22 protein-coding genes and 2 pseudogenes are annotated in these 24,240 nt (G+C 61.8%); 15 read left to right on the top strand and 9 right to left on the bottom strand.

Features of this window, described 5'->3' with window-relative positions; translation table 11 throughout:
• The first annotated feature begins 19 nt into the window (after positions 1-19).
• From G4D79_RS24585 to G4D79_RS24555, 7 genes are all read left to right on the top strand, one after another.
• Entirely contained in the window at positions 20-910 is an 891-nt protein-coding gene (locus G4D79_RS24585; protein ID WP_081557619.1) for a hypothetical protein, read from the top strand.
• Positions 907-2,460, top strand: coding sequence for a DNA polymerase Y family protein (locus tag G4D79_RS24580; protein ID WP_003940966.1), 1,554 nt, complete (start codon positions 907-909; stop codon positions 2,458-2,460). The genes G4D79_RS24585 and G4D79_RS24580 overlap by 4 nt, the downstream gene beginning before the upstream one ends.
• A gap of 165 nt (positions 2,461-2,625) precedes the next feature.
• Positions 2,626-3,471: an alpha/beta hydrolase gene (locus G4D79_RS24575; protein WP_054828055.1), complete on the top strand. Its 846-nt coding sequence runs from the start codon at positions 2,626-2,628 to the stop codon at positions 3,469-3,471.
• Entirely contained in the window at positions 3,458-4,213 is a 756-nt protein-coding gene (locus tag G4D79_RS24570) for an alpha/beta fold hydrolase (protein ID WP_054828056.1), read from the top strand. Before G4D79_RS24575 ends, G4D79_RS24570 begins: the two co-directional genes overlap by 14 nt.
• A 67-nt stretch (positions 4,214-4,280) precedes the next feature.
• Positions 4,281-4,622 carry a DUF6292 family protein gene (locus G4D79_RS24565; protein ID WP_003940902.1) on the top strand — a complete coding sequence of 114 codons (342 nt, stop codon included), beginning with the start codon at positions 4,281-4,283 and terminating at the stop codon, positions 4,620-4,622.
• 45 nt (positions 4,623-4,667) lie between these two features.
• Positions 4,668-6,305: a sulfatase-like hydrolase/transferase gene (locus G4D79_RS24560; protein WP_214514489.1), complete on the top strand. Its 1,638-nt coding sequence runs from the start codon at positions 4,668-4,670 to the stop codon at positions 6,303-6,305.
• A gap of 87 nt (positions 6,306-6,392) precedes the next feature.
• Positions 6,393-7,349 (top strand): R2-like ligand-binding oxidase, encoded by a 957-nt coding sequence (locus G4D79_RS24555; protein ID WP_003940790.1) that lies wholly within the window; start codon positions 6,393-6,395, stop codon positions 7,347-7,349.
• Positions 7,350-7,358: 9 nt separating this feature from the next.
• Here the strand turns inward: G4D79_RS24555 and G4D79_RS24550 are convergent.
• Positions 7,359-7,997, bottom strand: a pseudogene (locus G4D79_RS24550) (HD domain-containing protein).
• Positions 7,998-8,122: 125 nt separating this feature from the next.
• Here G4D79_RS24550 and G4D79_RS24545 point away from each other — a divergent pair.
• Positions 8,123-9,078 (top strand): annotated as a pseudogene (locus G4D79_RS24545) (GlxA family transcriptional regulator).
• On the opposite strand, the gene G4D79_RS24540 reads toward G4D79_RS24545, so the two are convergent.
• Entirely contained in the window at positions 9,063-9,908 is an 846-nt protein-coding gene (locus tag G4D79_RS24540; RefSeq protein WP_003940761.1) for an alpha/beta hydrolase, read from the bottom strand. The pseudogene G4D79_RS24545 and the gene G4D79_RS24540 overlap by 16 nt on opposite strands.
• Before the next feature lie 128 nt (positions 9,909-10,036).
• Here G4D79_RS24540 and G4D79_RS24535 point away from each other — a divergent pair, with 128 nt between their 5' ends.
• Genes G4D79_RS24535 through G4D79_RS24525 form a run of 3 tightly spaced genes read left to right on the top strand, consistent with a single transcriptional unit; the run spans position 10,037 to position 12,071 of the window.
• Positions 10,037-10,540, top strand: coding sequence for a hypothetical protein (locus tag G4D79_RS24535; RefSeq protein ID WP_042449832.1), 504 nt, complete (start codon positions 10,037-10,039; stop codon positions 10,538-10,540).
• A gap of 9 nt (positions 10,541-10,549) precedes the next feature.
• Complete coding sequence (locus G4D79_RS24530) at positions 10,550-11,122, top strand: YdeI family protein (RefSeq protein WP_042923448.1); 573 nt, start codon at positions 10,550-10,552, stop codon at positions 11,120-11,122.
• Between the two features lie 58 nt (positions 11,123-11,180).
• The gene (locus G4D79_RS24525; RefSeq protein ID WP_214514488.1) at positions 11,181-12,071 is read left to right on the top strand and encodes a sucrase ferredoxin; all 891 of its coding nucleotides are present in this window, start codon (positions 11,181-11,183) and stop codon (positions 12,069-12,071) included.
• A gap of 54 nt (positions 12,072-12,125) precedes the next feature.
• Here the strand turns inward: G4D79_RS24525 and G4D79_RS24520 are convergent, their stop codons facing one another.
• Positions 12,126-13,109, bottom strand: a complete 984-nt coding sequence (locus G4D79_RS24520) for a hypothetical protein (protein ID WP_214514487.1) — start codon at positions 13,107-13,109, stop codon at positions 12,126-12,128.
• A 76-nt stretch (positions 13,110-13,185) separates the two neighbouring features.
• On the opposite strand from G4D79_RS24520, the gene G4D79_RS24515 reads away from it, so the two are divergent.
• Positions 13,186-13,767 carry a GNAT family N-acetyltransferase gene (locus G4D79_RS24515; protein WP_050656866.1) on the top strand — a complete coding sequence of 194 codons (582 nt, stop codon included), beginning with the start codon at positions 13,186-13,188 and terminating at the stop codon, positions 13,765-13,767.
• A 13-nt stretch (positions 13,768-13,780) separates the two neighbouring features.
• Here G4D79_RS24515 and G4D79_RS24510 read toward each other — a convergent pair whose 3' ends face one another.
• A complete protein-coding gene (locus tag G4D79_RS24510) occupies positions 13,781-14,395 on the bottom strand; it encodes an NAD(P)H-dependent oxidoreductase (RefSeq protein WP_050656865.1) in 615 nt (204 codons plus the stop codon).
• Positions 14,396-14,471: 76 nt separating this feature from the next.
• Here G4D79_RS24510 and G4D79_RS24505 point away from each other — a divergent pair, with 76 nt between their 5' ends.
• Complete coding sequence (locus tag G4D79_RS24505) at positions 14,472-15,047, top strand: TetR/AcrR family transcriptional regulator (protein ID WP_007727466.1); 576 nt, start codon at positions 14,472-14,474, stop codon at positions 15,045-15,047.
• Between the two features lie 2 nt (positions 15,048-15,049).
• On the opposite strand, the gene G4D79_RS24500 is transcribed toward G4D79_RS24505, so the two are convergent.
• Positions 15,050-15,973, bottom strand: coding sequence for a LysR family transcriptional regulator (locus tag G4D79_RS24500; RefSeq protein ID WP_214514486.1), 924 nt, complete (start codon positions 15,971-15,973; stop codon positions 15,050-15,052).
• A gap of 81 nt (positions 15,974-16,054) precedes the next feature.
• On the opposite strand from G4D79_RS24500, the gene G4D79_RS24495 reads away from it, so the two are divergent.
• Both G4D79_RS24495 and G4D79_RS35285 read left to right on the top strand, forming a co-directional pair.
• On the top strand, positions 16,055-17,044 hold the full coding sequence (locus tag G4D79_RS24495; protein WP_075835211.1) for a threonine/serine dehydratase: 990 nt from the start codon (positions 16,055-16,057) through the stop codon (positions 17,042-17,044).
• A gap of 425 nt (positions 17,045-17,469) precedes the next feature.
• Positions 17,470-18,822: an amidohydrolase family protein gene (locus G4D79_RS35285; RefSeq protein ID WP_214514485.1), complete on the top strand. Its 1,353-nt coding sequence runs from the start codon at positions 17,470-17,472 to the stop codon at positions 18,820-18,822.
• 93 nt (positions 18,823-18,915) lie between these two features.
• Here G4D79_RS35285 and G4D79_RS24485 read toward each other — a convergent pair whose 3' ends face one another.
• The 4 genes from G4D79_RS24485 to G4D79_RS24470 form a co-directional block, all read right to left on the bottom strand.
• Positions 18,916-20,067, bottom strand: coding sequence for an MFS transporter (locus G4D79_RS24485; RefSeq protein WP_250887574.1), 1,152 nt, complete (start codon positions 20,065-20,067; stop codon positions 18,916-18,918).
• A gap of 286 nt (positions 20,068-20,353) precedes the next feature.
• A complete protein-coding gene (locus G4D79_RS24480) occupies positions 20,354-21,550 on the bottom strand; it encodes a serine hydrolase (RefSeq protein WP_250887573.1) in 1,197 nt (398 codons plus the stop codon).
• A 100-nt stretch (positions 21,551-21,650) separates the two neighbouring features.
• Positions 21,651-22,835 carry a serine hydrolase gene (locus G4D79_RS24475; protein ID WP_075832771.1) on the bottom strand — a complete coding sequence of 395 codons (1,185 nt, stop codon included), beginning with the start codon at positions 22,833-22,835 and terminating at the stop codon, positions 21,651-21,653.
• Between the two features lie 228 nt (positions 22,836-23,063).
• Positions 23,064-24,149: a serine hydrolase gene (locus G4D79_RS24470; RefSeq protein ID WP_250887572.1), complete on the bottom strand. Its 1,086-nt coding sequence runs from the start codon at positions 24,147-24,149 to the stop codon at positions 23,064-23,066.
• Between the last annotated feature and the right edge of the window lie 91 nt (positions 24,150-24,240).

The following is a 24,240-nucleotide window of genomic DNA, read 5'->3' as shown; positions in this document are numbered from 1 at the left end:
GGTGTTCCGGAGGATGGGGATGACCGAGGTGACCGAGTTGGTGGAGCTGTCGGCAGATGCGGCGGGGTTGTCCCGTCAGGATCGGCTGGCACAGCTCCGCCGACAGATCGCGTCCATTCCCTCTCGCGGCGATACGTCGTTTTCGGGACCGAGTGTTTCCGTGGCTGGTGTTTCCGGGACAAGTGCAGCAGCCTTCGAGAGTGTTGCCGACCGGGACATACCGGTCGTGAACCGCGCGCACAAGGCTGGTGTTCTCCCAGTGCCGGAAGGTATCGGGGCATTGCTACCGCAGGGCGGTTTGGTGCGCGGAACCGTGGTGTCCGTCGAGGGCGCTGCTTCCTTGCTCTTGGGATTGGTCGCGTCCGTGACGGCGTCCGGGGGGCATGTGGCAGTCATCGGGCAACCTCGACTGGGATTGCTGGCGGCGTACGAGATGGGTGCGCAACTGGAACGTCTGGCGCTCATTCCGGCGCCTGGGCCGGATCCGGTCGAGATCGCTGCTGTGCTGCTCGACGGTATGGATCTGGTGATTCTGGGATTGGCGGGTGCGTCGGTATCCCCGTCGCGTGCGCGAGCGGTGGTGGCGCGCGCCCGGAGCAAGGGCTCGACTCTTGTTGTCACCGAAGGTCACTGGGACGGGGCCGAAGTTCGGTTGGACGCTCGGGTTCATGGTTACGGTGGGTTCGGTCAGGGCCGTGAGTTGGGGCGTGGTCGGCTCAGTTCCCTGAGCCTCGCGGTTCGTGCTCGGGGGCGCTCGTTCCAGCCCCGGACCACGCGTCTGGACATCTGTAGTGCAGCCGGGCGGGTCGAGTGGGTACCTTCCCGGCCGGTCGAGGCCGTGTCGGAGCAGGTGGTGTCGGAGCAGGTGGTGTCGTCGCGGGTGGTGTCGTCGCGGGTGGTGTCACTGTGAGCAGAGTTCTGGCGTTGTGGTGCCCGGACTGGCCGGCGGTGGCAGCGGCAGCGCTTGCCGATCTTCCTGCCACGCATCCTGTCGCGGTCACCTCGGGTAATCGGGTGATCGCATGTTCGGCGACGGCCCGCGCGGAGGGAGTGCGACGAGGCCTGCGCCGACGCGAGTCGCAGGCCCGCTGCCCGGAACTGTATGTGGCGATGGCAGATCCGGAACGCGACGCCAGATTGTTCGAGCCGGTGGCCGCGGCCATCGATGCGGTGGCACCGGGCGTCGAGGTACTTCGTCCTGGTTTGTTGGTGCTCAGTGCGCGAGGTGTCAGTCGGTACTTCGGTTCGGAGGAAGCCGCGGCGGAACGATTGGTGGATCAGGCATCTGCTGCGGGCGTCGAGAGTCAGGTGGGTGTGGCGGATCAACTGTCCACAGCGGTCATTGCCGCGCGCCGGGCAGCGCTGGTGCCGCCGGGGGAGGGGGCACGGTTTCTGGCGCCGCTACCCATGCCGGAGTTGGCGGCCGAGCCCAGTCTGTCTGCGCCGCATCGCGGGGAGTTGGTGGATCTGCTGCGCAGGCTCGGGATCAGAACCATCGGTGCTTTCGCGGATTTACCGGCAGTGGACGTCGCTTCGCGTTTCGGGGCCGATGCGGTGCTCGCGCATCGTGCGGCGCGCGGTGAACCCGAGCGGCCACCGTCGGCGCGGACGCTTCCGCCGGATCTGGAAGTGGAGCAGCATTACGATCCGTCGATCGAGCGGGTGGATGCCGCAGCGTTTGCCGGGCGCGCCTTGGCGAGTCTCCTGCACGACAAATTGTCGGCTGCCGCAGTGGCGTGTACCCGCCTGTCGATTTCGGCCAGCACGGGCAACGGTGAAAATCTTTCTCGGACTTGGCGTTGCGCCGAACCTCTGACACCGGAGGGAACGGCCGATCGAGTGCGATGGCAACTGGACGGCTGGCTCACCGGGCGCAGTGAGACCCGGCCGACCGCAGGCATAGCGGTGTTGCGTCTGGAACCGGTGGAGGTGGTCAGTGCCGGCGCTTTGCAGTTGGGGCTGTGGGGCGGTGTCGGCGACGAGGAGGAGCGGGCCAGGCGAGCATTGGTGCGCGTGCAAGGTCTTCTGGGCGGCGAATCGGTTCAGGTCGGTGTCCTGAGCGGTGGTCGAGGGCCCTCGGAGCGAATTACCCTGTTGCCCTTGGGTGACGAGCGGGTAGCTGCTCATGATCCGACAGCCCCGTGGCCTGGTCGTCTGCCGCAGCCGTCTCCGGGGTCGATCTTCGTCGACAATCCCAAGGTATGGCTGGAGGATGTAGCCGGCAACGCCGTGTACGTCACTGAGCGCGGTGTCTTCAGCTCGCAGCCGGGAAGGCTGAAGTGGGGGAGCAAGGAATGGGCAGTGCAGGGATGGGCCGGGCCCTGGCCGGTGGACGAGCGATGGTGGGACGCAGCCTCGGCGCGCACGGCCGCGCGGGCTCAGGTGCTGTTGGAGGAATCGCGGGCGTTGCTGATGATCTGTGAAGGCGGTGGATGGTCGGTGGAGGGCGTGTACGAATGAGCTCGTAGGTACAGCCAGCTGTACCGGACATGGTCGAGTCGACTGTACGAACAGTAGGGGCGCTGGCGCCATCGCACTGACGCCATCGGGCGCCTAGCGTTGATGACATTCAAAAACTCACTGTTGCAATGATTCTCGTCGTTGCAACTCTTCGCGAGGAGTGTCATGAAAACGGCGGGTCGAGCTGACGTTTCCGGAACCGATCGACTTCACTACGAGTCGATGGAGCTACGCGACGCACAACTTCTGGCGTACGACGAGACCGGCGAAGGCCGGATCGTGGAGGTGTTCGGCGATGTCGCCACAGCCGAGCACATCATGATCTTCGTGCCGGGCAACGACAACGGACTGGGAAACTACTTCGACGAGAACCGTCCGACAGGACCACGCGCGAGCGGATGGACACTGGGAAGGATGCTCCGAACGCTCGGGCCGAACGACCGCGTCGCGGTGATCGTGTGGGTCGGTTATCGGACGCCGTGGGGATTTCTCGAGTCGTTCTCCCGGACACTTGCAGAACTTGGTGCGATAGATCTGGCGCGGTTGACTCGTATCCTGCCGCGATCGGCGCATGTGACGCTCGTCGGACACAGCTACGGGGCCGTGGTGTGCGGACTCGCTCTCCCGTCGGCGCGAGTGGACGATTGCGTGGTGCTGGGTAGTCCGGGGATGGGGACCAGTTCGCGCGAAGACCTGTGCTTTGCCGGAAATCTCTGGGCTGCGCTTGGTCCGTCGGACTGGATCCGCTATTTCCCACGCGTCAAGATCGGCCGCATAGGCCACGGCCCGTCTCCAGTTCGGGCGCAGCACGGAGCCATTGTTTTCGGTACCGGAGCCGTTCGAGGGCATTGCGGCTACTTCGCCGATGCAAGCGAGTCGCTGCGAAACATCGCGAGGATCGGACTCGGTCGCTACGACGAGGTCACGCGACCAGGGGAGTTGCAGCCTCGGCTGACCGCGTCAGCAATCCGCGAGGACGGGTCTATCCTGGGAACTCGTGAGTGTCGCTAACGTACGAAGTGCCGGCGGGGTCCAGATCAGCTACCGCGATTCCGGCTCGCATCCCAGTGTGGCCGATCTGCCTCCGGTAGTCCTCGTGCACGGGATGGGCGGCGACAGCGGTACCTGGGACAAGTTCGCGCGGACCTTGCGATCACGCAGCCGGCGAGTTGTCTCGGTCGACCTTCGCGGCCACGGCCGGAGCGCTCGTGCGTCGTCGTATCTGTTCGAGGAGTTCGCGGACGACGTCATGGACGTGTGTGATCATCTCGAACTCGAGCAGGTGGACCTGGTCGGCCACTCGCTCGGCGGGCACGCGGCGTCGTTGATCGCGCAGAAACGTCCCACTGCGGTGCGGAAGTTGGTCATCGAGGAAGCGCCGTTACCACTACGTGCGGGTGACCCGGAACAGGTGTTCGCGAGGAAATTGCCGAGTGTCCCAGAACTGTGGCACGCCACAACAAGTTTGGTGCGGCATCCGCGAGCCGCGTTGACGTTCGATCGCTCGATGACGCGGTCCGCGCTCGAGCAGTTCCGCCGACCGGATCCGCAGTGGTGGGATCGGTTGCCGCTCATCGAGGCTGACATGTTGTTCCTGCGTGGAGGTCTGGGCGGGATGGTGGATCCTGTTCGCCTCGACGCTGTTGCAGCCACCGTCGCACGCTGCGAATTGGTCTCTTTCCGTACCGGCCACAGTGTCCACCGCGACGGTCATCGCCAATTCGAATCCGTTGTGTTGCCGTTCATTTCCTGAAAGCGCAATACTCGATCGGTGATGCCACGAACCCATCCGAAACGTGTGTGGCACCGAATGTACTTCCATGCATACCAACGGCAACGACTGGTCCGCACACGAATACATCGACGCGGTAGCACGGTCCGTTCACGGTGAGACCGTCCGATGGCCGCAGGGGCCGAGCATGGATGCGGTGATCGTCCTTCCCGTTCATGCCAGGCACCATCCGGGGAAGAACGCAGTTCTGCTCTGGAATCACGACTTCGGTTGGTCGTGGGGTGTCGAGGAGGCTGATGTGCGAAGGACGATTTCGATAGTCGACACCCTCGGTATCGGCCGGACACCGGATCCGCTGCGCTGTGCGGATCGGGTTATCGAACTGATCAGCGCACGGGCAGTTTGCTCGCGCATGTGTAGCGAAGAGTGATTCGGTCAACTCTGGGGCGACAACGCCTCCGAGAGGACGACGCCCGTGAACCCAGAGAACGTTCCAGCCCCGCATTGTCATTCATTGCCGCGCCGGACGTTCCTCGGTGGCGTCGGTGCCCTTGTCCTCGTGGGAGTGGCAGACGTCGCGGCCGGCGCGGTGAGCGCGGTGCCGGTACAAGCAGCACCCGCCGATCGGTTTCCGCAGAAACCCAACATCGTTGTCATCATCACCGATCAGGAACGCCGGCCGATGTACTGGCCCCAAGGCTGGGCTGAACAGAATCTGCCCAACCGCAAGAGGATTGCCGATCACGGGCTGAGTTTCGACCAGGCAGTGTGCAACACCGCGATGTGCTCGCCCAGTCGCAGTACGTTCTTCACCGGCCTCTACCCCGCGCAGCACGGGGTCACCAGAACGCTCACCGAAGGTGGCACTGTCTCACCCACCGAGCCACAGTTGCAGGTCTCCGAACAGAACATGGCAAAGCTGCTGGCGTCGGCCGGCTACAACGTCCAGTACCGGGGGAAATGGCATCTGAGCAAAGGCGTCGAGGGTGGTGATCCGACAAGCGAGGACGTGGCAGGATTCGGCTTCGAGGGGTGGATTCCGCCGGACGCGGGCCAGGACACCAATCCGGATCATTTCGGTGGCGGGTGCGCAGACCATGATCGCCGTGTCGCCGAGGAAGCTGTCGAGTTTCTCTCCGGACCCGCAGTCGCATCCGGACAGCCTTGGGCGCTGATCGTCTCGTTCGTGAACCCGCACGATGTCCTCGCGTACCCCCAGACGTGGAACGCGATGAACGGCACGTGCGACAACTACGGATCGGACGCGCCAGGCGCCTTCGAGCAGGGTATCGACTTGCCGCCCACCTTCGACGAGATCCTGGCGCTCAATCACAAACCGACAGCCCAGGTTCAGTCGGAACTGCTGTTGGCAGCCGGGCTCGGGCCGCTGCTCGGACCCGATCAGGCGCGCAACTACATCAACTTCTACGCCTATATGCACAAGGTGGTCGACGAACACATCGGCAGCGTGCTCGACGCGATCGAAGCCACTCCACAGATGCTCGACGACACGGTGATCGTTCGGATGTCCGATCACGGGGAGATGGGGATGAGCCACGGAGGTTTGCGGCAGAAAGTGTTCAACGCCTACGAGGAAACACTGCGCGTTCCGCTGGTCATCAGCAACCCCTTGCTGTTTCCCGAACCCGTTCGCACCGACGCCCTGGCGTCGTTGATCGACGTGATGCCCACTCTCGCCACGCTCGCCCAAGCGCCTGCGCGTCAATCGTGGAACTTCCTGGGTACCGATCTGACACCGGTCATCGTCGACGCTGCGGCGTATCCGCAAAGTCCCAGCGCGCAGGTTCAGGACACGATTCTGTTCACCTACGACGATCAGAACTGTGCGACGCCCGACGGTCAGAACATCGTCACGCAGCCCAACCACATTCGGTGCATACGCGAGAGTCGCTGGAAGTACACGATGTACTTCGATCCTGCGGGAGTTGCTGCGCCGCAATACGAACTGTACGACTTACAAGCCGACCCCTTGGAACTGAACAATCTCGCCAATCCGCTCAACATCGGCGCGTATCGGCCGGATCTGGCAGCTCAGATGAACGCCAAGCTCTTCGCAGTGATGGAGACCAAGGGGGTTTCCCTGAAGGAATAGATCGAATTTCGTCAAAACTGATTCACGTTTCAGTTCTGCGGGCATGCTGGTGGGGCATCTGTCTTCGGTTCGGGAAGAAGGAATGTCATGACTGTCACCTCGCCGGGGCGAGAAGGTTTCAGTTCTCTTCGGTCGGGAGGGTTGAACTGGGATTCGTTCCCACTCCGATTGTTCACCAAGGGAAACGCCAAATTCTGGAACCCAACCGACCTCGATTTTTCGCAGGATGCCCGTGACTGGCAGGAGCTGACCAGCGAACAACAGCGCAGCGCCACCTTCCTGTGTGCGCAGTTCATCGCCGGTGAAGAAGCCGTCACCGAAGACATTCAACCGTTCATGAAAGCAATGTCGACCGAGGGACGATTCGGCGACGAGATGTACTTGACGCAGTTCTGTTTCGAGGAAGCCAAGCACACCCAGGTGTTTCGGCTGTGGATGGACGAAGTGGGATTGACCAGTGACCTGCATTCCTACGTCGCTGACAATCCGTACTACCGGCAACTGTTCTACGAGGAGCTGCCGTCGTCGCTACGCATTCTCGAGACAGACCCCAGCCCGGTCAACCAGGTGCGTGCCAGCGTCACGTACAACCACGTCATCGAGGGCAGTCTGGCGCTGACGGGTTACTACGCCTGGCAGAAAGTTTGTGCGACGCGCGGAATCCTCCCTGGCATGCAGCAATTGGTGCGAAAGATCGGTGACGACGAACGACGGCACATGGCTTGGGGGACGTTCACCTGCCGAAGGCACGTCGCCGCCGACGATCACAACTGGGACGTCGTCCAGCAGCGGATGGGTGAACTCATGCCCATGGCCCTCGGAATGATCAACTGGGTCAACGATCAATTCGAGGTGCAGCCGTTCGGTTTGGACAATCAGGAGTTCCTCGAGTATGCCGCAGACCGTGCACAGCGCCGACTTTCGGCGATCGAGTCTGCACGCGGGCGCGACGTCGCCGAGATCGACCTCGACTATTCGCCGGAGACCCTCGAGGAAAAGTTCGGGGCAGAAGATGCCGCTGCGATGAGTGAGGCGGCCAAATGACTGCGAATTCTATTGGGGCCAAGCCGAGTTCTGGATGACCTCGACAAAATCGATGTGCCGAAATCCCGGCACAAAATGTTCGAGTACGTCAGCGTTCACCGTCCCGAACGTACTTTCGGGACGGTGCTTGAAGCCGTCGGTGAAGGCCTTCAAGATCTGATTCTTGAAATCCGGACGGGGGTGGGCCGCGGTGACGGCGTCGATGTCGGCCTGGTCGAGTTCGCTGTATCCGATTCCCAGTACATCGGTCTCCACACCCGCTGTCACCAAGGCGATTTCGGGCTCCAGCCGCGAGGGGACCGCGGGCGTCGTATGTAGAGCGATGCCTTCCCACACTTTGCGGATGTCGGTTTCGTCGACTTCGTAGCCGGTGAGGAATCGCCGCGCTTCGTCCGCGCTGTCCAATTCGAATCGCGCCGTACTGTCCCGGAATTTCTAGGTGAGCCCCAGGTCGTGAAACATGGCGCCGACGTATAGCAATTCAGGGTCGGCGTGCAGTCCCAAACGCGCGCCTTGCAGCGATCCGAAGAGGAAGACGCGTCGCGAGTGGTGAAACAGTAACTCGGACGCCGTATCTCGGACGAGTTCGGTGGCGTCGGCAGCCATCTTCGAATCGGGGATTTTCACACCGGCAATGATCGTGTTCATCGGTACCTGCTCTGCTCGTCGCTGCTGCGAATTTCTCGGTCTGTCCCAGTGTCGGTCGAACACGCACGCGGGCGCACCCTGATCTCGGCCATACTGTCCACAGATCAGGACGAAGGGGAGCGATCGTGACCGCAGTGCATCGAGTTGCCGTCCTGGTATTCGACGGCGTCAAACTGCTCGACGTCGCAGGTCCGAGCGAGGTGTTCGCAGAGGCCAATCGCGGCGGAGCGAACTACGAGTTGGTGATCTGCTCGGTGGGTGGACACGATGTCGACTCGTCGACCGGCATGCGCATTCCGGTCGACTGTGACGTCGCAGATTCCGGTTCCTTCGACACGTTGCTGGTCATGGGTGGCGACGTGTTCCCGTCGATGCCGGTGAGTCCGGAACTGCGTGAGGCAGCGAGCGATCTGGCGAGACGTTCGGGTCGGGTTGCCTCGATCTGTACCGGGACATTCATCCTGGCGGCGAGTGGACTGCTCGATGGACGCCGCGCAACGACGCATTGGCAACACACGGCAACGCTGGCGCGCGCCTATCCGCAGATCACGGTAGTTCCCGACGCCATTTTCATCCAGGACGGCACGGTGTTCTCGTCTGCGGGTGTGACCGCCGGGATCGACCTCGCGCTCGCATTGCTCGAGCGAGATCATGGTGCAGAAATGGCCCGACGTGTCGCACAGCTTCTGGTGGTATTTCTCCAACGTCCAGGTGGGCAGTCACAGTTCTCGCCGTCGTTGAGCGGGCCGCGGCCCCGGGTGCCCGCGCTTCGCGCAGTGGTCGAGGCGGTGGCCGCCGATCCGGCGGGGGAGTACTCGGTCGACGAACTGGCTGCCCTGGCGCACCTGAGCCCACGGCATCTGACGAGGCTCTTTCGGGAAGAACTCGGTACGACGCCGGCCAAATACGTCGAGTTGATCCGTTTCGACTCCGCGAAAGCGCTCCTCGATGCCGGCCACTCGGTGACCGAAGCCGCGCAATTGGCGGGATTCGGCAGTTCGGAATCCCTACGACGAGCATTTTCGACGCATCTCGGAATCTGCCGCAGGTGTACCGCCGTCGTTTTCAAGCTTTCGGCTGAGACTGACTTTCGTGCTTGCCTTGCGGCGGGCTCATGCCCTGCTTGTCGAGCCAGGCAAGGCTGTAGTCCGCGATCTCACGCCAGCCGTGGTCGATGGTCAGCGAGTGACCTCGATCGCCGAAGACCTTGTATTCGTTGATCGTCGGGGCCTTGGCGTACTTCTTGAACGAGCTGTCCGAACTGGCTTTCGGGACTGTGCGATCCTTGCCGCCGCCGATCATCAGGAGTGGCCCGCGGCGGGCGTTGAAATCTACTGCAGCGGGGCTGTGGGGCGCGAAGTTGGCGAGTGCTGCCTCGAACAACGGCCGACCAGGGGCGGGAATCGCATACTGCTCGAACAATGCGTCGGACTCGTCCTTGGACACGGCACTGGCGAAGGACTTGTGGAACGACTCTCTGTTGTGTGAGTACGCCTTCCGGTAGTTCCCGGGGTTGGACAGGACCGGGAAAACACTGCCCAGTTGAACGAGGGGAAGTTTCAACACCCCTTTGGGCTGAGCCGGGTCGATGGCAATTGCCGCGGTCGCCAGCTTCTGGCCCAGAAGTTTCTGCGCGATCAAACCTCCGAACGAATGCCCCACCACGATCGGTGGTTCGTCGAGATCGGCTATCACCTTGGCGTAGTGATCCGTCACGTCCTCGATGCCGTGTCCCGCGATGTCTTCCGGGTGTTCACGCGTCTCACCCACGGTCGACGCGTCCCCTGGCCATCCCGGCGCCATTGTGGAGTACCCCTGCGCGCTGAAAACCTGCGCCCAGGGGTCCCACGTGGTCGGGTGCATCCAAAGTCCGTGGATGAACAGAACAGTCGGGTTGGACTTGGGCGACATGCGCGCTCCCCGCTATCGGACCGATGATCGATACGGAATGCCCGCTTTTTACAACCTCATTCACATTTTCGGCGAGCTCTTCCGTCGGGCCGTTCCGTTCTGTTGTGCGAAGATGGCACGATCGTGGCATGGCACCAACTGGATCTGCGAAGGCGATGGCACTGTGGACCACCGCTTTTGTTGTCTCACAAGCGAATATTGCTCGCCTACTCGGGCCGGTGGCTCCCAAAGTATTGGAAGTGCAGACGGCGTTCTCCGCTCGCCGGTACGTCGAGATCTTGGACTCCATGGACGACGAGGCCACGGCACGATTTCGTAGTCACTACTACCCCGACTTCGTACATCCCGCGATCTACGCGATGGCTTTGCGGTCAGCGGGCACGAGGCTCGGGGAGCGGGTTCCCCTTTCCCCGGCAACTCGGCGCGCCCTTGCCGTAGTGCCGGTACTGTCGGCGGCCGGCGACTACGTCGAGAACGTGGTCGGACTCCATTTCCTCGATCATCGCGACAGGATCACCGACTCGAGGGTTCGCGCCGCTTCGACCGTCAGTATTGCCAAATGGGTGCTCGCACTCGGAACTCTCGGATATTTGTCGCAGGGTTTTGTCAGAGTATGGGTATCGCGAAAATGAGGAGCACTGATGGCAGTCGAACTCGGCACCGAATACTTCGCTGACGGAGAAGAGTTCCGTCGATGGCTGTCCGAGAACCACGAGTTGGTCCCCGGCCTTTGGCTGAAAATGGCCAAGAAGACCTCGTCGCACAGTTCGATCGACTACGACCAAGCGTTGGACGTTGCCCTGTGCTTCGGCTGGATCGACAGCCTCGCACGGCGAATCGACGACGATTTCTTCGTACAGAAGTTTTCGCGACGCACCGCGCGGAGTCCGTGGTCCAAACGCAACGTCGAGATAGTCGCCCGCCTCGACGCTGCGGGACTTCTCGAGCCTTCCGGCATCGCCGAGATCGAGAAGGCCAAGGCCGACGGTCGATGGGATCGCGCGTACGAGGGATCAGCCAAGGCCGAGGTACCGAAAGACTTTCTCGATGCGCTCGCGGAAAACCCGAAGGCTCGTGAGTTCTACGCGACGCTCAATTCCACCAACCGATTCACCATCGCGTACCGACTGCAGGAGGCAAAGCGTCCGGAGACGCGAGCCAGGCGGATCGAGAAGTTCGTGAACCAGCTTGCGGAGGGCAAGAAGTTCTATTGAGCTGCCGCGTCACTGGGCCACAGGGACTTGCGAATCGACACCCAGCGAGGCTGACACAATGGGCCTCGTGATCGAAGCCGAAACCTGTTCCGCACTGTCTGCTGTCGATGAGCCGCTGGCAGGCAGCGCTGCCGTCGTGCAGGGCTGGGTATGCCTCGAATTCAATGCCGCGTGGGGTCGTGACGTGTTGGACGGTACGGCCTTGGGGGAGGAGCTTGCCGCCGAGCTGAGCCGCCGAGCCGATGCAGCGAACGTACGAATCATGTTCGTTCGGCGACCCGGGCGTACCGATCCGATGACTGATGGACACACCGTCCTGCTTGCGCGCTCCGATCCGAGCGACTCATGGTGTGAAAGGTTGCACATCGATTCGCCGATGGACTTACTCGACGTCGATTTCTCCCTGTTGGATGGGCCGCCACCAGGACTGGGCGAGCAAGTGACCGAGCCAGTCGTATTGGTCTGCGCGCACGGCAAGCGCGACCAGTGCTGCGCTGTATTCGGCAGGCCGATCGCCGCAGCGCTGATGTCGTCCTTCGGACCCCAGGTGTGGGAGTGTTCGCATACCGGCGGGCACCGATTTGCGCCGTCGATGATCCTGTTGCCGAGCGGCAATACGTACGGCCGTCTGTCCGCAAGTGAGAGTGTCACGGCCGTGGAGGTGGCTTCCCGAGATCAGGTCCATTTGCCAGGCCTGCGTGGACGGAGTTGCTGGTCTCCTGCGGGGCAGGCTTCGGAAATTGCTGTGCGACAGCAAATAACCTGCGGAATCGACGACTTGGCTGTCATCGAGCAGGCGAGTGACGGGACATGCGTCGTCGCACATGTGGACGGCCGGCGATGGGCGGTGGAGACGGCACTCTCCGAACTCGCGCCACGTCCACCGAGTTGCGGCGCGGCGCCCAAGCCGGTCAGGCCAGTTGTGGTCACGTCGATTCGAGACCTGTGATTTCATCGTCGGTTTTCTACGATCAGTCTCGATGAACTCGGGTGTGGGTCATCGCTACTGCAACAGGAGCGCAATGACTGCGGGCGGTAATTGACGTTGTCCGAGGAGGTTTACGCGTTGGCATCCGTCGAGTTCGACTGCCATCCGCGTGCCGCCCGATCCGTCGGGACGAAGTACGTCGATCGAAGCGATGTGATGGGCGACGAGATCGCATGGGCCTGCAGGTGGCGCGGTGGATGCAACCTCCATCAGATCAGTACTCTGCTGGCGTGACAAGCGGATTCGGGACTCGGGCAGCGGCGGTTCGGTGGAATAGCGGCACACCAGTAGTCTGCCGACGTCGGAAATCGGTGTAGCCAAAGCTGTTTCCGTCAGTGGGCGCGCGTGAGTGTCTTCGTGTTCTGCCATGCGACTCATGTCAGCTTCAGTGGTCGTCGCGAACGGTTGTCCGATCGACTCCGCGCAGGTTCCGGCGTCATCGGAGGAGATGCCGTCGACCGGATGCTGCGCGCGGCTGATCTCATGTAGTTGGCTCAGGGCTGCGTGTGGTTTCTCTTGCAGTCCGCAGGGCGCGGTCGGCCAGGTAGGGCGTATGGCTGCTCCTGCTTCGTCTACCAGCCACAAACCGGCTGGCGGGACGAGACGGTACGCGCAGTCGGCCCGGACGTTGGCAGGAAATCGACGAGACTGTTCGCGGAATGCATCGTCCACCGCGTGGATGTCCTCCTCGAGGCGTACGGAGTCGATGGTCAACCCACCGTCGGACGTTTCTCCGCGTTCGCATCGAACAACGGCAACGGGGCTGAAATCAGGAGGCGGGTAACCACTTCCCTCGGGGCGAAGTGCGATGCTGCTGTCGCGTGCCTCGGGGGCTACGAGCGCGGCGGTGATATCAGGGGCGAGGCAGTCTGCCCAATCGACCGCCGTCGCGACCGGTGGAGTGAAAGATTCATAGTCTCGAACGCCGGTCCAAACCAACGCAACGGCGACGACACTGACGACGACGATAAAGACCCCAGCTGTGAATCGTCCACTCATACATCGACACTATGTGCTTTTGCGATGGATTGAGGCGAAGTCTCGACCATTGCGGGTGCGACGTAGCATCGCTGCTATGACAGTCGATTTGGTTGCGCCTGACGAGGCCTTGTGGGTGTCCTGGTTGGAGTCGCGTGACGAGTGGGGTGGACCGCAGGCGGATCAGCCCGGTTCGGCGTTGGGAGTTGCGCAACGTCTGGATCTGGACCTTGCATCCCGCGATGGGTTCGGGCACTGGGTGCAGGAGTTGTTGGCGCAGCCCGAGGCGTTGCCGGGGCCCGACATTGTCCCGGCAACCAACTGGTGGATCGTTCGAGACGGCAGGTATCTCGGTGCTATCCAGTTGCGGCACAGCTTGAATGAGTTCTTGGCCGATGTCGGTGGTCATATCGGCTATGGGGTCAGGCCGTCGGAACGCCGGAAAGGGATAGCGTCGGCTGCTCTGGGGGAAGTGCTCACGTATGCCGGCGACCCGGTAGGGCTCAGTCGCGTCCTGATTACCTGCGACGAAACGAACGCGGGTTCGCGTAATGTTATCGAAGGGTGTGGGGGACTTCTCGATAGCGTGCGCCCAGCTGATCAGTTGTCGCGCAACCTCGGCCATTCGGGAGACACGCTTCGCTACTGGGCGGCCACGGGCCGGTCAAGCGCCAGTTGACCGTTTTTGACCGTCAACGGGAAGTCGCGGTCGCAGGGTAGGCGACACGGGACGCGATGCTTTCGCTGAGGTCGTGGATTTCTGCGGCGAGGACGTCTCGGCTCTTCGTGTCCGACTCGTGAACGAAGGTTGTCGATCCCAGTGTGGCACCGCAATATTCGATGATTCCGCGTTCGATCTGTGTCCGAAAGGCCTCGTACACGCCGTGTCGGTCGAAACTCTCGGCGTCGTCACCTGCGACTGGAATCAGGTGGACGGTGAGTCGGTCCAGTTTCTTCACGAATTCGCTTCCCGGGGTGAATTCGTACGCCCATCCGCTGACGAAGACTCGATCGATCCAACCTTTGAGTAGTGCGGGCATCGACCACCAGTACATCGGAAACACGAGAATCAGATCGTCTGCACGATCGATTCGGTCCTGCTCGGCTACAACGTCGGCCGGGGGAGTCCCTTTGCCGCGGAACAGGTTCACATCGGCTTCGGCGAATCGGGGATCGAAATTCTCGGCATATAGGTCCGCGAAGTCGACGTCGCCGCCCAGGTCGCGGATCGCGTCGGCAGTAGAACGGGCGACATGCTGGGTAAGTGACTGGGGATCGGGGTGGGAGACTACGACGAGTGTGGTCATGAGCGTCCTTCGGTAGATGGTGCGCTTATGTACTAAGAGTAGGTTACTATTGGTATATAGCGCAAGGAGGTGTCCGATGGCACGTACGAGACTGTCGCGAGCCGGCAGGTACGAACAACTCGTGGAGGTGTCGTGGGCATTGGTGCGAGAGGAGGGTGCGGACGCGCTGACCCTTGGTCGGTTGGCTGAACGTGCCGTCGTTGCAAAGCCAGTTGTATACAGCCATTTCGCCTCTCGCGCCGCGTTGTTGGCAGCGCTCTTCAAGGAATTCGACGATCGTCAGACGGTGATGCTCGAGGAGTATCTCGATGCCGCGGATGAGTCTCTGAACGGACGCGCGAATGCCATCGCCGACTCCTACGTCGGATGTTCGCTGGCGCAGGGGCGTGAACTGACGGGTGTGCTTGCAGCGCTGGAGGGTTCGCCCGAGCTGGAGCGGGTCAAGCGTGAATCGGAACACGCCTATTCCGAACGATGTCGGGAGGTGCTGACTCCCTTTGGTGCGGGCGGAGGACTTGCGCAACCTTCGATGACCGCAATATTCGGTGCTGCAGAGGCACTCTCGCATGCGGCGGTAGCGGGAGCGCTCTCGCCCGACGATGCTCGAAGCGAACTTGCCGCACTGATAGTCGCGGTGGTCGGCCGGACCTGAGGTCACCGGTTATCTTGGTGCCCATCCAATTCGACGCGCTCACGCATGGATTCGGATATCGCTGTCAGAGTTCTGACGAACGCGTCGATCGCGGGAGCAAGTGGAGGTTTGCCGTAGGTTGCGACGGAGACAGTGCGTCGCTCGCCGGGAATGCGGTGTGCGCGGATACTCGGGTTCTGATGTGCCTGGAGGGCGAGGGCCGGAAGGGTGCTTACCCCGCTTCCGGAGGCGACCAGGGCTTGGACGGCGACGTAGTCGTCGGTCTCGAACTCGATCCGCGGAATGAATCCAGCTCGATTGCAAGCGGTGAGGAGGTGGGCTCGGCAGCTCGGGCAACCGGCAATCCAGGTCTCACCGGCGTAGTCCGTGATCTCGTTGGCGGCATCTGCATTCCGCGTAGATGTGATCAGGTACAACGGATCTTCCAGCAAAGTCGTCTGCGCGACCTGCTTGAGCCCGACTTCAGGGGTGTCCTCGTGCGCGAAGACAACAGCTACGTCGACATCGTTGTTACGAAGCAGTGCAAGTGCTTTGGGTGGTTCTGCATCAACGAGGCTGATGGACACATCGGGGTACTGGGACGTGAACGCTGCCATCGCCTGCGGAATCAAACTCGCCAGGGCTGACGGGAATGCGGCCAGTCGTACCCGCCCGGCCCTCAGTCCTGCGTACGTCTGGACTTCGGCTACCGCTGCGTCGACGTGGCCGAGGATCTCGGTGGCTCGCCGAACCAGCACTGCGCCGGCGTCCGTCAGGCGCAGTCCACGACCCGCTCGCTGGAACAGTGGAACCCCGACTTCTGATTCGAGCTGTCGAAGGTGGTGACTGATGGAGGGCTGCGCGTAACCGAGAGAATCGGCGGCGGCTGTCACCGATCCTTCCTGTACAACAGCTACCAGGACCCTCAGCCGAATTAGATCGAGCATGCCAAAATCATAGAAGATTTCGATGCTTTGGACGAAAACACGTATTGGATCTATGAATCGGTGTTTGGCAGGGTGAATCACATGGCACCGGCATCTGATCTCACGGCATCAAACCAGCTACATCCACCCGTATGGGCAGACATCGAGCGTGCCAGTCAGGTCGTCCGACGGCATCTACCGGTCACGGCCCTGATATCGCACCCGACCTTGGGTGCGGGCTCGTGCAGCCAATTGTTCGTCAAACACGAGAACGTGCACCCCACGGGTGCGTTCAAGGTTCGCGGCGGACTGAACCTGGTGGCAGGACTGGATGAGGCGACGCGGGCGCGGGGGATTGTCGGCTACTCGACCGGAAACCATGCTCAGTCCTTGGCGTATGCCGCAGCGGGTGCGGGCGTGCGGTGTGTGATCGTCATGCCGGTTGGGGCGAATCCAGTCAAGGCTCACGCTGTCCGCATGCTCGGAGCCGAGCTCATCGAGCACGGTGTGAACTTCGACGAAGCACGTGCTCACGCCGATTTCATCAGCGAACGTGACGGCCTGCGTCTCGTGAGCGCCGCCAATGAGCCGGCAATCCTCGCCGGTGTTGCAACGGCCTACGTCGAACTCCTCGAACAACAACCTGATCTGGACGCGGTGGTGGTCCCAGTCGGTGGCGGCAGCGGTGCGGCGGCGGCGTGTCTCGTCGCCAGTGCGCTTGCACCGCACCTCGAGGTGTTCGCAGTGCAGTCTGAGGCCGCACGAGCCGCACATGACTCGTGGAGTTCCGGCACGTGCGTCGAGCGCCCGAACACCACCCGTGTCGAGGGGCTTGCGACCGGTGCCGGGTTCGCACTGACACAACGTGTTTTGCGTGAACGGCTAGGAGGCTTCCTGCTCGTCACGGATGACGACATCACCCTCGCGCAGCGGGCGTTGCTCTACGACGCTCACACTTTGAGCGAAGGTGCTGGTGCGGCCGCACTTGCTGCGGTCTATTCGCATCCGAACACCTTCGCTGGCAAGCGCGTTGCTGTTGTCTGCACGGGCGCCAATGCCTCCGAGAATGAGATCCGCAGGGTCGTCGGCTGACCGATGGCATGATCGGAACCATGGGCCAGTTTGGTAGGGCGGCACCAATTTTGCATCGCGTATGTGTGTCTGGAACAAGATTTCGCTTCCACGATTCAGCAAAGTGAACAGGGTCGCATCTCGCGACAGCAAGGCCACCGTGGAGGAGACGTGATGCTGCCGACAATCGTCGTTCGGGACGGGACTGTGCTCGATGGTAGAGGGAGCCCGCCCAGGAAAGCGGATGTTGCGATCTCCGGTGACACGATCGTGGAAGTCGGAACGATCGGTGCTGTGCCGGGGGCGATCGACATCGATGCTCGCGGTTGCATGGTGGCTCCCGGTTTTGTGAATGTGCTCAGCCATAGTTACCTCACGCTGCAGCAAGACCCACGAGGATTGTCGGACTTGATCAGGGGGTCACAACCCAGGTCTTCGGTGAAGGCGTGTCTCTCGGACCGGTCACGGGTTCGATGACTCCGGCGATGCTCGGATTGGGCGCGATTCCAACTGGGGTGCAATCACATTGGCCGAGGTTGCATGATTTTCTCGAATCCTTGGAGACGAACGGCGTCGGTTTCAACGTGGCGAGCTTCGTCGGCGCGGCGAATCTGCGCATGGTGGTTGCGGGTGTGGACAATCGCCTGTTGAGTGAACAAGAGCTGGCCGAAGCGTGTGCCCTGCTCGACGAGGAGCTTGAAAATGGAGCTCTCGGAGTGGGTTCGGCTCTGATCTATCCACCCGGAAGCTATGCGGATTCCGGCGAGTTGCGAGCATTTTCGCAGGTGCTCGCCAGACACGATGCCGTCCATATCTGCCATCTCCGAAGCGAAGGGCAGAGGTTTCTCGAAAGCATCGAGGAACTGGTCGATATCGCTCGAACGACAGGAGCGCGCGGGGAGATCTACCACCTCAAGGTTGCTGGTAAGTCGCACTGGCACAAAATGTCCGAGGCCTTGCAATTGGTTGAGTCGGCTCGCGAGGACGGTGTGCGAATCACCGCGGACGTATATCCGTACGAGGCGGGGAACACGCTGCTCAGTGCCGCGTTGCCACCGGAGTTTCGGTGTCGTGACACGACGGCCGGGCGCACGCACCTGAACTCGACCGGTGTCCGAGAGCAGATCCGCGAGAGGATCCATCGTGAGGACGAGGACTGGGAGAATCTCTACGCTGCGTCCGGAGGCGCCGATGGGGTGACGATCTTGTCCGAGGTACCGGCACTCGGGATCCGAGCGGGGGAAGCTCTGGGATCTATTGCTCGGAGGATGGGGCATCACGACCCGGTAGACACCATACTGGCTGTTCTCGACGCTCTCCCCACAGCCGAGGCTGCCTATTTCATTGCGTCGGAGGACAACACGCGAACTGCCTTCGAGCGTCCCTGGGTTTCGGTTGGTTCCGATGCCGATGCTCAAAGCACGGAGACCCTTTTCGCGGGGCAACCCGTCCACCCCCGTTCATTCGGAACTTTCGCCCGTATTCTGAGCCGCTACACCCGCGGCATTGGCGGGCAATCAGTCGAGGAATGCGTTCGCCGAATGACCAGCCTTCCTGCTGAAAACTTCGGTTTGGCGAAGCGGGGCTACATTGCGCCAGGGGGATACGCCGATCTGGCGATCTTTGACCCCTCGCAGGTAGAGGATCTCGCGACATACGACAACCCAAGAGTGTATGCGACCGGAATGCGGCACGTTGTGGTCAATGGGCAACCGGCACTGTCGGACGGGGTGCCGACGGGGATGCTTGCAGGGCGCGCACTTCGGCGCTCGCGCAACGGGTTCGATGCAGTGAGGTGACGAGCTGGCACCGGGGTCAGCTCCGGATCGGCGAAGCGGCCACTGCCGGGAACGACCCTTCAGCGGCCACTTCGCCGGACCACGTGAGAGCCCTCAGAATTTCGCCGGGGTTTGCGGAACGATCATGGCCACCAAAGCCGCCGCAGCCGTCGCGCCGACCAGGACTCCGAACGCGGCCATGTACGAGAACTGGTCCACCATCCATCCCATCACGAGGGGGGTGATGAAACCGGCGAGCTGTCCACAACCGTTGATCAAACCCATTCCGGAACCGAGGAATTCGGCAGGCAATGCCCGCAACGGGAGGGCGAAGATCGACATCGAGCACAGTCCGCTGACGCCCATCGCGAGGGTTTGATAGAACGTGAACATCGCGACGGTATCGGTGGTAGTCATCAAGAACAGCAGAATGGCGGAGGTGGCCATGCACGGAACGAGCAGAATGCGCGCGCTGTCGTGAAAGTACTTGTCCACCAGACGTCCACCGACGACGATGGCCAATGCCGTGACGATGAACGGGATCGCCGCGAAGATTCCCGTATCGATCAGCGAGAGCCCCTTTTCGTTGAGGAGGTAGCTCGGCACCCAGGTCAACAGCCCATATCCGGCCATGTTGGCCAGGCAGAACAGAAGTGCGAACTTCCAGACCGAAACGGACTTGAATACCGCGGCGCGTGAGTGTTCACTGGCGAGCGGTTGCAGTGCGGCCTCCGGATCTTCCGTGATCTCTGTGTCCAACGGCGCCGGGAGCACCAACCAGACGACTGTGCCGATCACGGCGCCGACTATGGCCACCAGCCAAAATGCGTCCCGCCAACCGACGGCCATGAGAACTGGGGCGATGATCAATGGTGCGATGCCGGGGCCCAGGTTGTTTGCACCGATCATGAAGCCCATGGCCGTGGCGCGAGTTTTCGGACGGGTTCGCTCAGCCAGAGCTTTGAACGACGCTGCTGGGAAGAGACCCTGGCTGAGACCGAACATCGCACGCATGACCATCAGCGAGACGAGTCCCCAGGCGAATCCTGTCAGTGCGGTGAACACCGACCACAGGATCAACGCAACGATCAACAGTGGCCGGGGTCCGAATCGGTCGGCCAGCATGCCGCCGGGGATCTGCCCGAGCATGTAAAAGATGGCGAAGATCGACACGACTCCGCCCAATTGCGTATTACTGAGGGAGAATTCGTCTCCGATCATCGGCAGTGCAAGCCCGATCATCACGCGATCTATCATGTCGATCATCCAGATCGTACTGAGCAGCCCAACAGTCATAGTCGTTGTTCGACGAATTGACTTGTTGTCCAATATGTTTTGTATCGACTTGCCGCCGCTATGCGAGGGTTCCTCAACTGTGGCGCGTTCCGACTTCATCATGCCTCCTGAATTGCGTTGTGCCGCATGGACTGATGAAGTGTGGCAGCGGACACGTAGGCCGCATTGGTCCGTTCGGCCAATAACCGACCGAATGTTTCGTCGGGCGGTACAGCGTCACTCGGGTGAGATTCCGGGTGACGCTGTCACCAGAGCTTTAACTGCACAAAGCTCTGTCCACGGTGTCTACGACGTGTTGCGTGGCGGACGCAGTCGTGGGAAGAGCAGTCACCGCAAGGTTTACGGCGCGCCCGTTGTCGGTGATGCCGCCGCGGGTCTCGTAACCGACTATGTCGCCGCCATGGCCCCAGTAGACCCCGCCGCACGAGAGAGTCCTGCTGGTGAGGCCGAGGCCGTACTCGAGTCCGGTGGGCCCGCCGACGTGGACGGTGGTACGCATCTGGTCGAGTTCGGCTGCGGGGAGCAGTCGTCCGTCGAGTAGCGCGTAGAGGAACTGGTTGAGGTCCGAGGTGGTGGAGATCAGCTGCCCTGCGGCCCATCCCCACGACGGGTCCATCTCTGTGACGTCACTCAGTGGGCTGTCTGGTGCGGTGCGGTGGTATCCCTTGGGATGGGGACCCCGGATGGTCATGTCTCCCGGGGGTGGGAAGTAGGTGTCGCGCAGGCCGATCGGCGCGAAGATACGTCGATTCATCTCCTCGGCGAGGGGGCGGCCGGTAACCTTCTGTACGAGTAGGCCGGCCAGAATGTAGTTGGTGTTGCTGTACCCCCAACTCGTTCCGGGCGGTGCGTCGGCGGGGTGTTGGAACGCGACGTCGAGCAAATCGTGGGGGTCGGCGTAGCGGTATCTGATCTCTTCGTCATTGACGTGTATTCCGTAATCGGGGAGTCCGCTGGTGTGTTGGAGGAGTTGGCGGATGGTGATGTTGTGGCCGTCGATCCCGTCTCCGCGGACGAGTCCGGGTAGGTAGGTCTCGATGGGGGTGTCGAGTTCGATCTTTCCTTCGGCGACCAGTTGCAGGACCACTACTGCGGTGAAGGTTTTGGTGTTGCTGCCGATTCGTATCTGGCCGTTGGGGGGTACCTCTGATCCGGTGGTCAGGTCACCGACTCCTGCGGTGTAGTTGTGGGAGTTGCCGTTTCGGTCTTGGATGCTTGCGAGGGCGGCGGGTAGTCCGTCCTCGCTCACCAGCGCGTCGAGGGAGCGTTGAACCGCGTCGGACTCGGTGGAGGAAGAACCGACGGTATCGGGACTGAGGGCGGATGACGGCGAGCAGGACGCCAGCGTCATGGCACCGAGGGCCGCCGCGGCAACGACCGAAAAGGTCCGGTGCCGTTTGCGGTCCTGCCGGCGATCTGAGGAAGGGAAGCCCTTTCGAATATTGTTACGCATCAGTAGAACTCCTGAGGATTGGTAGGGTTCGGGACATCGTTCGCTCGGGAAGAATTGTTGTTCGATGTTGCGTGCGAAGTCGTGCACGAACATGTTTCCTTCACTTCTCGCACATCGCTGCGTCGACAACTCGCTGTGCTGCTACGAAGGCGTCCTCGCTCATCGGGATGCGATTGAGGGTGAGAGTCACAGCGCGTCCTGTGGTATCGACTCCGCCCGAGGTGCCGAAGCCGGGAATTCCGCCGCCGTGACCCCAGATCTCCTTCCCGCAGGAGCTGTTCACGCGGACTAGTCCGAGTCCGTAGCTGTCCTGCGGGCTCCTGTCGAACGGCACGGTGTGTTTCATCTCGGCGAGCCTGTCATTCGAGACGAGATCGCCGCGTAGCAAAGCCGTGAAGAAAGTGTTGAGGTCGGCGCCCGTTGCGACCATCGCACCTGCGGTGTCGGCCCACGACACGTCGCCATCGGTGACATCGACCTGAATGCCGTCAATCGGGTGATAGCCCTGTGCATGAGAACCGCGGATCTGTGTCTCGCGGGAGGCGGGAAAATAGGTGTCCATCAGTCCGAGCGGATCGATTATGCGGGTGGTGATCTCCTGCGCGGCAGGGCGTCCTGTGACCTTCTCGATGAGCATCCCGAGCAGAATGTAGTTCGTGTTCGAATAGACAGCCTTGTCTTTGGCTGCCGGGCCGGGTGGAAGAGACATCGCGATATCGACCAGTTCAGTGGGGGAGAAGTGCTCCGGTGGTTGTGCGCTTGTCCCCACCAGCAGCTGGCCGGGCTTGATGTCTTCCGGCCGTGCTCCGCCGGCGGCGAGGTAGTCCGTCAGTCCACTGGTGTGCTGCAAGAGATCTCGAATGGTGACTCGGTTGCCGTCGTTCCCGTTGCCTACGACCGTTCCGGGCAGGTAGTGCTCGATGCTCATATCGAGGTCGAGCAGTCCGTCGTCGACGAGTTGCATGACGACGGTCGAGACGAAGGCCTTTGTGTTGCTGCCGATTCGGACCCGCGCATCATCGGGGATAGGCTCGCCGGTGGCGGTGTTTCCCATTCCTGCACGAATGATGCGAGTGCCCCGCGACGGGTCGGAGATCACGAGTTGTGCGCCGGGGATCCCCTGCTCGATGACGCCGTCGAGCGCCTGTTGCACGGCAGCGTCGCTTTGCCGAGTGGAATCAGTGGAGTCAGTGGTGTCACCACATCCGCTCACGCCCAATATGAGGGCTGCAGCGGTGACTGCCGGAAGCACGGTGAGCAGGGGGCGACGTCGAAGGGTGGTCATTGGTTGTGGTCTCCTGTTCGTCGAATCTCGTGGTGAGTTCCACATGCAGAGAACAGTATTGACGTGCGTACGCGTCCTCCATGGTGCGAAGTGCAGTCTCTCGGTGGTGCGTGCCGGAGCGTACGGGGTGTAGCTGGCTGCACCTCGGAGTCCGGCGTCTCGCGGCCGATACTGTCGGTTTGACGAGCTATTTCGGAGTAGGCGGCCTTTGGTGATTGACAGGAGGCCTCAGCGACAAAGGGCGATATCCACCGCGTGTTCGAGTTTTCTCCGGGTGGCGTCGTCGACTACTTGCATGCTGACCGCGATGTTCGCTTCGCGTCCGTCGTCGGTAGCGCCCCCGCGTGTCTCGTATCCAGGGAAACTGCCGCCGTGGCTCCAGGACAGGCCGCCACACGGTAGCGGGCGGCTGACCAATCCAAGTCCGTAGCGGGCATCGGGTCCGAAGGTTTCCTCCGCGGGGACGGTAGTGCGCATCTGGTCGAGTTGGGCTGCGGGGAGTAGTCGTCCGTCGAGGAGTGCGTGGAGAAACTGGTTGAGGTCCGAGGTGGTGGAGATCAATTGCCCTGCGGCCCATCCCCACGAGGGGTCTATCTCTGTGATGTCGACGGGAGGCGCGTCCGATGACTCCCGGTAGTAGCCGCGGGGGTGAAGTTCCGAGATCTTCTCGTCGTATGGTTCAGGAAAGTATGTGTGCTGCAGATCGATCGGCGCGAAGATTCGCCGGTTCATCTCCTCGGCGAGGGGTTTTTCAGTGATCTTCTGTACGAGTAGGCCGGCGAGGACGTAGTTGGTGTTGCTGTACTTCCAACTCGTTCCGGGGGCGAAGTCGGCAGGATGTTCGAGCGCGATGTCGAGAAGTTCGCGTGGGTCGTAATATCGGACTTCGTCTTCCAGGTAGTTGCTGTAGTTGGGGAGTCCGCTGGTGTGTTGGAGGAGTTGGCGGATGGTGATGTTGTAGCCGTCGATCCCGTCTCCGCGGACGAGTCCGGGTAGGTAGGTCTCGATGGGGGTGTCGAGTTCGATCTTTCCTTCGGCGACCAGTTGCAGGACCACTACTGCGGTGAAGGTTTTGGTGTTGCTGCCGATTCGTATCTGGCCGTTGGGGGGTACCTCTGATCCGGTGGTCAGGTCACCGACTCCTGCGGTGTAGTTGTGGGAGTTGCCGTTTCGGTCTTGGATGCTTGCGAGGGCGGCGGGTAGTCCGTCCTCGCTCACCAGCGCGTCGAGGGAGCGTTGAACCGCATCGTGCCGCGCAGCGACGGTATCGGCGGACGACGAGCACGCACCGAGGGTGACCACGCTGAGAGTCATTGCGACGGAACAGAGGGCGCGGTGCCGTTTCCGGCTTTGTCTTTGGGGTGAGGGAGGCTGGCCCTGTCGACTGTGGCGGCGCATCAGTAGA

Source organism: Rhodococcus sp. WY5 (assembly GCF_018588185.1).
Classification (GTDB): Bacteria; Actinomycetota; Actinomycetes; order Mycobacteriales; family Mycobacteriaceae; genus Rhodococcus_F; species Rhodococcus_F qingshengii.
The sequence above is the reverse complement of the archived record's forward strand: the minus strand, read 5'-3'. Positions and strand labels throughout refer to the sequence as shown.

Excerpts from the sequence above, each read along its gene's own strand:
- G4D79_RS24585 (WP_081557619.1), top strand. The coding sequence starts at position 20 with ATGACCGAGGTGACCGAGTTGGTGGAGCTGTCGGCAGATGCGGCGGGG.
- G4D79_RS24575 (WP_054828055.1), top strand. The coding sequence starts at position 2,626 with ATGAAAACGGCGGGTCGAGCTGACGTTTCCGGAACCGATCGACTTCAC.
- G4D79_RS24565 (WP_003940902.1), top strand. The coding sequence starts at position 4,281 with ATGCATACCAACGGCAACGACTGGTCCGCACACGAATACATCGACGCG.
- G4D79_RS24555 (WP_003940790.1), top strand. The coding sequence starts at position 6,393 with ATGACTGTCACCTCGCCGGGGCGAGAAGGTTTCAGTTCTCTTCGGTCG.
- G4D79_RS24540 (WP_003940761.1), bottom strand. The coding sequence starts at position 9,908 with ATGTCGCCCAAGTCCAACCCGACTGTTCTGTTCATCCACGGACTTTGG.
- G4D79_RS24535 (WP_042449832.1), top strand. The coding sequence starts at position 10,037 with ATGGCACCAACTGGATCTGCGAAGGCGATGGCACTGTGGACCACCGCT.
- G4D79_RS24530 (WP_042923448.1), top strand. The coding sequence starts at position 10,550 with ATGGCAGTCGAACTCGGCACCGAATACTTCGCTGACGGAGAAGAGTTC.
- G4D79_RS24525 (WP_214514488.1), top strand. The coding sequence starts at position 11,181 with ATGGGCCTCGTGATCGAAGCCGAAACCTGTTCCGCACTGTCTGCTGTC.
- G4D79_RS24520 (WP_214514487.1), bottom strand. The coding sequence starts at position 13,109 with ATGAGTGGACGATTCACAGCTGGGGTCTTTATCGTCGTCGTCAGTGTC.
- G4D79_RS24515 (WP_050656866.1), top strand. The coding sequence starts at position 13,186 with ATGACAGTCGATTTGGTTGCGCCTGACGAGGCCTTGTGGGTGTCCTGG.
- G4D79_RS24510 (WP_050656865.1), bottom strand. The coding sequence starts at position 14,395 with ATGACCACACTCGTCGTAGTCTCCCACCCCGATCCCCAGTCACTTACC.
- G4D79_RS24505 (WP_007727466.1), top strand. The coding sequence starts at position 14,472 with ATGGCACGTACGAGACTGTCGCGAGCCGGCAGGTACGAACAACTCGTG.
- G4D79_RS24500 (WP_214514486.1), bottom strand. The coding sequence starts at position 15,973 with ATGCTCGATCTAATTCGGCTGAGGGTCCTGGTAGCTGTTGTACAGGAA.
- G4D79_RS24495 (WP_075835211.1), top strand. The coding sequence starts at position 16,055 with ATGGCACCGGCATCTGATCTCACGGCATCAAACCAGCTACATCCACCC.
- G4D79_RS24485 (WP_250887574.1), bottom strand. The coding sequence starts at position 20,067 with ATGATCGACATGATAGATCGCGTGATGATCGGGCTTGCACTGCCGATG.
- G4D79_RS24480 (WP_250887573.1), bottom strand. The coding sequence starts at position 21,550 with ATGCGTAACAATATTCGAAAGGGCTTCCCTTCCTCAGATCGCCGGCAG.
- G4D79_RS24475 (WP_075832771.1), bottom strand. The coding sequence starts at position 22,835 with ATGACCACCCTTCGACGTCGCCCCCTGCTCACCGTGCTTCCGGCAGTC.
- G4D79_RS24470 (WP_250887572.1), bottom strand. The coding sequence starts at position 24,149 with ATGACTCTCAGCGTGGTCACCCTCGGTGCGTGCTCGTCGTCCGCCGAT.